The sequence below is a fragment of the Sulfurimonas sp. genome (assembly GCF_027056685.1).
Classification (GTDB): domain Bacteria; phylum Campylobacterota; class Campylobacteria; order Campylobacterales; family Sulfurimonadaceae; genus Sulfurimonas.
Window position 1 is genome coordinate 1 of sequence record NZ_JALUKE010000167.1, and the last position, 8,565, is coordinate 8,565.

At 36.0% G+C, this 8,565-nt stretch carries 8 protein-coding genes and 1 pseudogene; 5 read left to right on the forward strand and 4 right to left on the reverse strand.

The genetic code is table 11. The features are described from left to right. From MVY38_RS07325 to alaS, 4 genes are all read right to left on the reverse strand, one after another. On the reverse strand, nucleotides 1-1,604 hold a 1,604-nt coding region (locus MVY38_RS07325; protein ID WP_297484802.1), incomplete at its 3' end, for a diguanylate cyclase. Next, complete coding sequence (gene maf / locus MVY38_RS07330) at nucleotides 1,601-2,149, reverse strand: septum formation inhibitor Maf (protein ID WP_297484804.1); 549 nt, start codon at nucleotides 2,147-2,149, stop codon at nucleotides 1,601-1,603. The genes maf and MVY38_RS07325, both read right to left, overlap by 4 nt. Continuing rightward, a complete protein-coding gene (locus MVY38_RS07335; RefSeq protein ID WP_297484806.1) occupies nucleotides 2,139-2,675 on the reverse strand; it encodes a hypothetical protein in 537 nt (178 codons plus the stop codon). Before MVY38_RS07335 ends, maf begins: the two co-directional genes overlap by 11 nt. Beyond that, complete coding sequence (alaS, locus tag MVY38_RS07340; RefSeq protein WP_297484808.1) at nucleotides 2,675-5,227, reverse strand: alanine--tRNA ligase; 2,553 nt, start codon at nucleotides 5,225-5,227, stop codon at nucleotides 2,675-2,677. The genes MVY38_RS07335 and alaS overlap by 1 nt, the downstream gene beginning before the upstream one ends. A 129-nt stretch (nucleotides 5,228-5,356) precedes the next feature. On the opposite strand from alaS, the gene MVY38_RS07345 reads away from it, so the two are divergent. From MVY38_RS07345 to MVY38_RS07365, 5 genes and pseudogenes are all read left to right on the forward strand, one after another. Next, entirely contained in the window at nucleotides 5,357-6,517 is a 1,161-nt protein-coding gene (locus MVY38_RS07345; protein WP_297484810.1) for a methyl-accepting chemotaxis protein, read from the forward strand. A 78-nt stretch (nucleotides 6,518-6,595) separates the two neighbouring features. Beyond that, complete coding sequence (locus MVY38_RS07350) at nucleotides 6,596-6,967, forward strand: NifU family protein (RefSeq protein WP_297484812.1); 372 nt, start codon at nucleotides 6,596-6,598, stop codon at nucleotides 6,965-6,967. Between the two features lies 1 nt (nucleotide 6,968). After that, nucleotides 6,969-7,565 carry a flavin reductase family protein gene (locus MVY38_RS07355; RefSeq protein WP_297484814.1) on the forward strand — a complete coding sequence of 199 codons (597 nt, stop codon included), beginning with the start codon at nucleotides 6,969-6,971 and terminating at the stop codon, nucleotides 7,563-7,565. Nucleotides 7,566-7,574: 9 nt separating this feature from the next. Continuing rightward, nucleotides 7,575-8,312 carry a sulfite exporter TauE/SafE family protein gene (locus MVY38_RS07360; RefSeq protein ID WP_297484816.1) on the forward strand — a complete coding sequence of 246 codons (738 nt, stop codon included), beginning with the start codon at nucleotides 7,575-7,577 and terminating at the stop codon, nucleotides 8,310-8,312. A gap of 9 nt (nucleotides 8,313-8,321) precedes the next feature. After that, nucleotides 8,322-8,565, forward strand: a pseudogene (locus MVY38_RS07365) (isoprenylcysteine carboxylmethyltransferase family protein); the annotation flags it as partial.

Here is an 8,565-nt window from a genome sequence, read left to right on the forward strand (position 1 = left end):
GCAATAACAACAAACTCTTCTCCACCAATTCTGCAGAGGGTATCAGTATCTCTTAGTATTTCTGAAATTAGCTCCGCGTATTCTATTAAAACCTTATCACCTATATCATGTCCATGAATATCATTTACCTGTTTAAAATGATCTATGTCAAACATAATGATGGAAAGAGGAATTTCATACCTAGATGCACGGGAAATTTCATACTGTATTCGTGATTCATAAAAGCGTCTATTTTTTACTCCAGTCAAAGGGTCTGTTACACTTCTCTCTTCGAGTTCATGTTTATAAATTTCCTGTTCAGTAATATCAGCTAAAATAATCGCATTTTGCAGAGGTTTTTGAGATATAACGGAAGCTGAAGCGAGAAAATAAAAAATCTCTCCATCAATATCCATCTTAATCTTATTATCTTCGCCTTGATGTTGTAAAAGATAATCTACCCAATTCACGCCATTCATCTCTTTTTGTATATAACCATCTTCTTGAACAAAAAACTCACATATACAAGAGTTCTCTTGAAGAAAACTTCTCAAGGTTTTATACTTTTTAAAATAGTGAAAAAATGCATTATTTACATCTGTCATACTCTCTTTATCATTTGTGATAACCATATTTTCAGAGGTATTTATAATACTTTTGTAATATTTTTTTTGTCTTTGGAGTACATAGTATATGCCAATATTTCCAACAATAGCAATAAATGTAACAACGATAAAACCAAAAATCAACCATTTTAAAATGAAATCATCTATGTTCTCAGAACTTATATCTTTGAGTTTTTCAAACATAATATACGCGCCAACAGGATTGTTATTATCTCTTATAAGATAAGAGGTAATAAGATAACCGTTCTCTATTTTATAAGAGTTATTAAAATAATCTTGGATGTTATGTCTTGAGAGATACTCAATAAGTTTTTTGTCTGCCGTCTTGTTTGAAACATAATAATCACCTATAAATATTTTATTCCATGGGTGTTTGAGTTGTTTTTTAAAATGCTCATCTGCTAGCACTATAGACTCTACACCTTTTTGTGCCAAAACCTTTGTAATAGAGTTAAAATGTGATATAACTTCTACTAAGCCTATAAATCTACCATCTGAAAATATTGGGGCAATAGACTTAAGGGATATATCAAATGTTCCTGTACTAATTGACATTTGTGATTTTTTGATTTTAAGTGCATTTTTAATGTCTACTCTAATTTGACTTAAATTATCTCCGTGAATCTTACTCCAACTTCTATAGAGTGAAATCCCTTTTGAGTCAACAACCTGAATCCAAATATTTTTATAAAATGTGTTCTTAGAATACTGAGTTATTAAATCATCGTAATACGAGGCAGGAATTTCTCTTTTGTTTATATATTTTACAAGTTCTTTGTCATGCGTAGCAAGTGTGATTGCCAATCCTAAAGTTGATTTTTGCTTTGCTTCAATCATACTTTGCAAACTGCCTCTTAAGGTGAGCGCTTGTTTCTCATAATTATTATAAATGAAATCTTCTTTTGTAGATTTTAAAAAATATAAATAAGAGAAAATTACAAGTAACACAAGAACTACAAATGCAAGAGTAGAGATATAAATACGGCTATTTTTTATCATTTAAAACTCTTTAAAACCTCAACACAAAGTCCCATAGCTGTACTCTCAAAGCCTTTTACCTCTTTGATGTAGCTTTTACAAAAACCCTCCACCATACAGGCTCCAGCTTTTCCTCGCCATTCGCCACTCTCTAAATATTGCTCCAAATCTTCTTGATTAAAATCCTCAAAAATATAATCAGTCTGGGAGATGTCAATAATCTTTTTTTGCTTAGATTGGTAAATCATACAGGTAATAATACTCGTAATATTTCCGCTTTGTGTCATTAAAATATTACGAGCATCATCTTTGCATTTTGCTTTTCGAAGAATGTGACCTTGTGAAGTCACAACAGTATCTGCAACCAACAGTGGATACTCTTCGTATCCAAAAGCTTTAAGATTTGCCTCATACTTACCAAGCGTTGCCTGATAAACAAAGTTTTTTGGACTATGTGCAACAATGTTCTCTTCATCAAAATCAACACTCTCTTGAATAAAATCAATACCCGCTGCGTTTAACAATAGCGCTCGTGTTTGTGATGAAGAACATAATCTAATAGGCATTTCTAAGTGTCACTCCCAAATAAATTGCAACTAAGCCTAATATAATGTTAAGAGGTACCATATAGTTACCAATAAGCCCAAGACTTTTTTTCGCACCTGCACTATCACCCTTATCGAGTAATTTTTGGGCTTTGTTGCGTAAAAGAATCATAAGTGCTAAGTTTGCTGACATAATCATCCAGATAACCTCTTTTACATGCACAAGATTATAGATATGCATAGCATAAGCATCAATAACATTCCCATTTGCATCAACTGCAGCCGCACGAAAACCAAGTCCAACAGACATAATTACAGCCGTAATAATAAGAATAATCACAAAAGGAGAAACAATAATAAAAAGACGCTTGAGTGCTTGTGAAATTCTCTCTAATCTATGAAGAGGAGACTCTATGCTCATAAATGCAGGATGCGCAGCAAATTTCATAGCAATCATACCACCAACCCAAACAACAGCACTCACAACATGTAAAAATACAATCTGCGTTCTATAATCTGCAAAAAGTTCTATTAAAAACGCTTTCATTATATAAGAACCTCTTTTATAAACGCAAGTGCTGCCTCTTTTGCCTCTGGAAGTTTTGAAGCATCTTTTCCTCCAGCTTGAGCAAAGTCAGGGCGACCACCACCGCCGCCGCCTAAAATAGGAGCAATTTTTTTAATCCAATCACCTGCTTTTGCACCACACCCTTTCACACCAGCAGCGATGAGAACTTTATCTCCCTTGACTTGAAAAAGCATAGCACAAAGTTTCTCATTTTGGTTTTTAAGTTCATCTATCTTCTCTTTGATGTCGCCATTTGGAAACTCTTCAACAACTACTGCCACACCATTAACATCATCTGCTTTTATCTCAACTTTTGCAGACTCCTGTGCCTCTTTAAGTTCAGTTTTAAGCTCATTTATACCTGATTTGAGTCTATGAATACCTGCTAAAACATCGAGATTTTTCACTTCATTTTGTGCCTGATGCAGCAGTGCTCTTTGTGCTACAAAATAGTTATAAGCTGCGTTTCCACATACTGCTTCTATTCTTCGCACACCAGCACTTACTCCACTCTCTTTTGTAATAATAAAGCTTCCAATATTTGCCGTATTTTCCACATGCACACCACCACAAAACTCTACTGAAGTATCTGCAAATTTTACAACACGCACCTCATCACCATACTTCTCGCCAAATTGACTTTTTGCACCAGATTTTTTTGCCTCTTCTATTGGCAAGACCTCTGTTTGTGCAGGAATGGCACGCATAATCTCTACATTTACCCGTTTCTCAATTTCGCTAAGTTCTGCTTCACTTAAAGCTTTTGGATGAGAAAAATCAAAACGCAATCTTGTAGCCTCTACAAGTGAGCCCGCTTGAGAAATATGCTCTCCAAGCTCATCAAATAAAACAGCATGAAGAAGGTGTGTAGCAGAGTGATGTTTTGTAATCTCATTACGAGAAATATCGACAATAGCATCTACATTTATGCCTACTTTTATGCTTGAAGTTACAGCAATTTTAGAAAGGTTCATCTCAAAGAATTTTCTTGTATCAAGCACTTTTGCACGACACTGCAATTCACCAATATCACCACACTGTCCACCACTTTGTGCATAAAAAGGAGTTTTATCAAGCATAACCCAGCCATTTTCTCCAATATCTAGCGCATCTACTTTTTTGTAGTTTTCATCTAAAAGCGCCAATACCTTTGCAGCATGCTGTGTTGTCTCATAGCCTACAAATTCATTTGTGCCAAAGGCTTCAAGTAGCTCTTTGAAGTCACCCTGTACTGCATCATCGCCACTACCTTTCCAAGCAGCTTTTGCTCGTGTTTTTTGCTCAAGCATCAGTGCTTCAAATTTTGCACTATCAAGCCCAAGATTTTTCTCTTTTAACATATCTTCAGTCAAATCGAGAGGAAAACCATAAGTATCGTAAAGTTTAAACGCAACCTCTCCTGAAAAAATCTCTTTTGTATTTTGAAGTTCCATATTAAAAAGAGCAATCCCAGACTCAATAGTTTTGAAAAAACGAGCCTCTTCAAGCTCTATTTGCTCTTTTACAACATCAGCTTTTTCAATAAGGTAAGCATACTCGCCACCCATAATATCTGTTAGTGTATCAACAAGCTTATACATAAAAGGCTTACGAAGCCCTAGTAAATAACCATGACGCACAGCACGGCGAAGGATTCTACGAAGAACATAGCCTCGTCCCTCATTGGAGAAGTTCGTCCCTTGAGAAAGAAGAAAAACAGCTGTTCGTATATGGTCGGCTATAACACGGTAGGATGCACCAGTTGCATAAACATACTCTCTGCCCACCATATCTTCGACTTTACGGATGATTGGCATAAACAGAGATGAACCATAGTTTGAGAGTGCGCCCTCTTTAATGGCAACAACTCTCTCTAAGCCCATTCCTGTATCTATGGAAGGTTTCGCAAGAGGGATGCGTTCACCACCTTTTACTTTCACCTCATACTGCATAAAAACAAGGTTCCAGATTTCTAAAAATCTATCACCCTCTCCACCCATATAATCTTCAGGACCACTAAAATGCTCTGCGCCCTGATCATAAAAAATCTCAGAACATGGTCCGCATGGTCCAGTATCGCCCATTGCCCAAAAGTTATCTTTATCGCCCAGACGCATAATTCTATCGGCTGCAATATGCTTTTTCCAAAACATTTCAGCTTCATCATCACTCTCATGAATGGTCACCCAAAGCTTACGCTCATCGAGATGTAAAACTTCGGTAATAAACTCCCACGCATACGCTATGGCATCCTCTTTAAAATAGTCACGAAAACTAAAGTTTCCAAGCATTTCAAAGAAAGTGTGATGGCGTGCAGTATGTCCTACATTTTCAAGGTCATTATGCTTCCCTCCTGCGCGAATACAGGTTTGACATGAAGTCGCACGAGGATTTTTAGGAGCTGGAATCTCTCCTGTAAAAATTGACTTAAAGGGAACCATGCCCGCATTGTTAAAAAGTAGTGTTGCATCATCTGGAACAAGTGGAGCTGAAGCTACCCTTGTATGATTTTTTGATTCAAAAAATTTCAGAAATTCTTCTCTAATATCCATGTAGTTTTCTCTTTTATAAAATTACGCGATTATATCCAAAATGAGCTAAAGATACGAACTTTTTTCTCTAGTAAAGATAATTTGTGATATTATTGCTTATAAATTTTAAATAGAGAAGTGGAGATAATTATGGGTTTTTTTTCAAGTAATAAAGTAGAGTACGATTTTGGATTTTTAGATAAAGAGATTATATCAGTCTTAAATGACAAAAAGATAGTCGTCTTTGAAAATGAAAAAAAAGTACTTAATTCTACAGATGTAGAAGAAAAAATCAAAACACTTTTCGCCATTAAAAACAGAGAGATGTTCTACTGGGAAGAGTTTAAACGCACTTATCCTGTCGGAATGTTTGCCGTTTTACCTGATAGAAAATTTGTAGAGTGGAATGATGACTTTAAAAATCTTGTGAAATGGAATGACAATGATTTAAGAGATGTCAGCGGTGCAGGAAAAGTACTCTGGCCAAGTAATCCTAGTGAGTGTCAGGTTTGTAAAATTGTTGGACAATACGATATGAAAGAGAAAAAAGCTGGATATGGCAATGCAAATGTCGAAGATAAAAATGGAAAAATCATTCCTGTATTTGTGTATGTAATTCCTGTTTTTATGAACGGCAAACTTGATAGAACAGAGTTTTTACAAGAGCAGACTGCACCTATTATTAAAAGACTTGCAAGATTACGCGATAGAGATATTTCAGACCTTATGCATCTTGATGAAAGTTCTGAACTCAAAACACTTGAAGATCCTATTAATTCCATCATTACAACGCTTCAAAGTATCGTAAGCCAAACGCAAACCTCAGCAAATGAGGTCGATGAAGACTCTGCAAAAACAAAAGAAGTTGTCAAGAGCTCTGTTGAGTGGGCAAGTGGAGAGTTCCAAGCTGCACAAGCCGAACTCGTAGAAAAAGCAAAATCATTAGAATCTTCAACAAATGAGATTGAAAATATGGTCGGACTCATTAAAGACATCGCAGACCAGACAAATCTGCTTGCGCTAAACGCAGCCATAGAAGCAGCGCGCGCAGGTGAGCATGGTCGTGGTTTTGCTGTAGTTGCCGATGAAGTAAGAAAGCTTGCGGAGAGAAGCCAGCATGCAACTTCTGAGATTACAGCGACTATTTCTGTCATTAAAGATGCAACCTTCACTATGGTTTCAGACATCGAGCGTTCAAACCAAGATGGAGAAAAACTTGTAGATGATCTTTCACAAATAGATGAAAATGTTGACTCCATCGAAGAGCATGTAGCAGTTCTAAAAAGTGCAATAGAAGGTTTTAAACTTTAGCATATATTTAGCCAAATAAACTAAACTTATTTTAAATATAAAAGAATATAATTTTTTATATTAATTAGAGGGTAGATTATGCAATTTTTAGATGAAGATATTTATGATGCTGTAGAGAATTACATTCCAAAAGTGAGTGAATATGTAAATTCTCATGGCGGAGGAATTGACCTTTTAGGTGCAAAAGATGGTGTTGTGTACATCACTCTTACAGGTGCTTGTGGTGGTTGTTCTATGAGTTTAATGACTACAAAAATGGTTGTGCAAAAAAAGCTGCGTGAGCTTATTCACCCAGAACTTCAAGTTGTTAATGTCGATGGAACTCCTGAGAATGTTATGCCACAGGATGCCTACACAGGAAAGAAAACTACAGATGAAGCAAAAGATGAAACTGCTCATGAAGAAAAACATGGCATGCTAGATAACATAAAACATATAGTAGGTCTTTAAGATGCTCGTTGATTATGCGAACAAAGAACTCACACAAAAGTACCAACTTATGGCACAAACCATTATTCCAAGACCGATTGCCTGGATAGTCACTCAAAATGAAGAGGGGCTTCTTAACATTGCACCTTTTAGCTACTTTATGGGGTTAAGTTCTGAACCTGCCACTATGATGGTAAGCATTGGGCATAAAAGTGATGGAAGCCAAAAAGACACACTTAAAAACCTGCGTGAAACAAAAAAATGCACCATTTGTATGGTTGATGAAGCACATCTTGAAGCGATGCATTTTAGCTCAAAAGAGCTTGCTTCAAATGAGAGTGAAGCCGCTGCGTTTAACATTGAAACAAAAGAGATTGTAGAGGGGTTTCCTCCTATGGTTGCAGGTATACCGAGTGCATTTTTTTGTGAATTTTATCAGGAAATAGACCTTAAAGGCTCAAAAACCATTCCTTTGGTTGTTGAAATTAAAGCGCAATTTATTGATGATGAAATTATTAGCGATAAAGAGAAAATCACGCTTGATTATGCACCTCTTGCACGAGTTGGAAAAAGCTATGCCCTTCTTGGTAAAAACATTACACCCCCAACTATAAAATAGTAATCATAAATGCATGATTATCTACTCTACTCACTTATAACATTTGTTCTCTCTGTCATATTTTCTATGGGCGGAGCAGGAGCAGGAATAGCTCTTATTCCTATTCTCAGTTTTTTAGGATTTGATTTCAATGTTGCCAAGGCAGTTGGTCTTTTTGCTGGAGCTTCCACAACTATAACTTCAAGCATTATGAACATCAAAAGAAAAGTAGTTGATTACAAGTTTGTATTTCCTCTTGCTCTTGCAATGCTTATTTTTGCACCACTTGGTGCGTATGCCAGTAGTTTTATAGATGAAAAAATTGTAAAATTTCTCTTTATGCTTATGCTTTTTTACTCTGCAACTATGATGATGTTTGGAAAGAAAAAAGCTCTTTTTAATGCAGAATCAATATATATACTTTTTATAGTAGGCAGTAGCATAGGGTTTTTATCTGGACTTTTAGGAGTAGGAGGAGGAAACATACTTATACCTCTTTTGTTACTTATAGGGTACGAGCCTAAAAAAGTAGCAGTTGCTGTAAGTTTTGTCGTTCCATTCTCTGCACTTGGTTCATTTTTCACCTATGCAACTTATGTTCCTCTTGATTGGGTGATGCTTCTTGTTATTGCTCTCTCAGCCATAGTTGGTGGCTACATCGGAAACTATATGATGCACTTCAAACTCAAACAAAGCCATATTAAAAAAGTTATGGCAGGGTTACTCTATCTCTTAGCATTTAAGTTACTTTGGCATTTTATCGCATAAGGAAAATTTATGAAAATCAATACCACTCCCTCTGTAGTCATCCGAATAGTTTTATGGCTTTTTATGATAATAGGAGGTGCTTTATATGCCTATAGCATTGACAAAAACAACCTCCTTTTCCACTCTCCACTCTTTCATCTACTCTCAGCACTCATCGGTCTTTTTATACTCCGTTTAGCCTTTCGTGCAGCAGCCAATGGTGGCAAAGAACTCGCCAAAGGAAGAGGTAAGAATATGCCGCGTTTAGAAACAA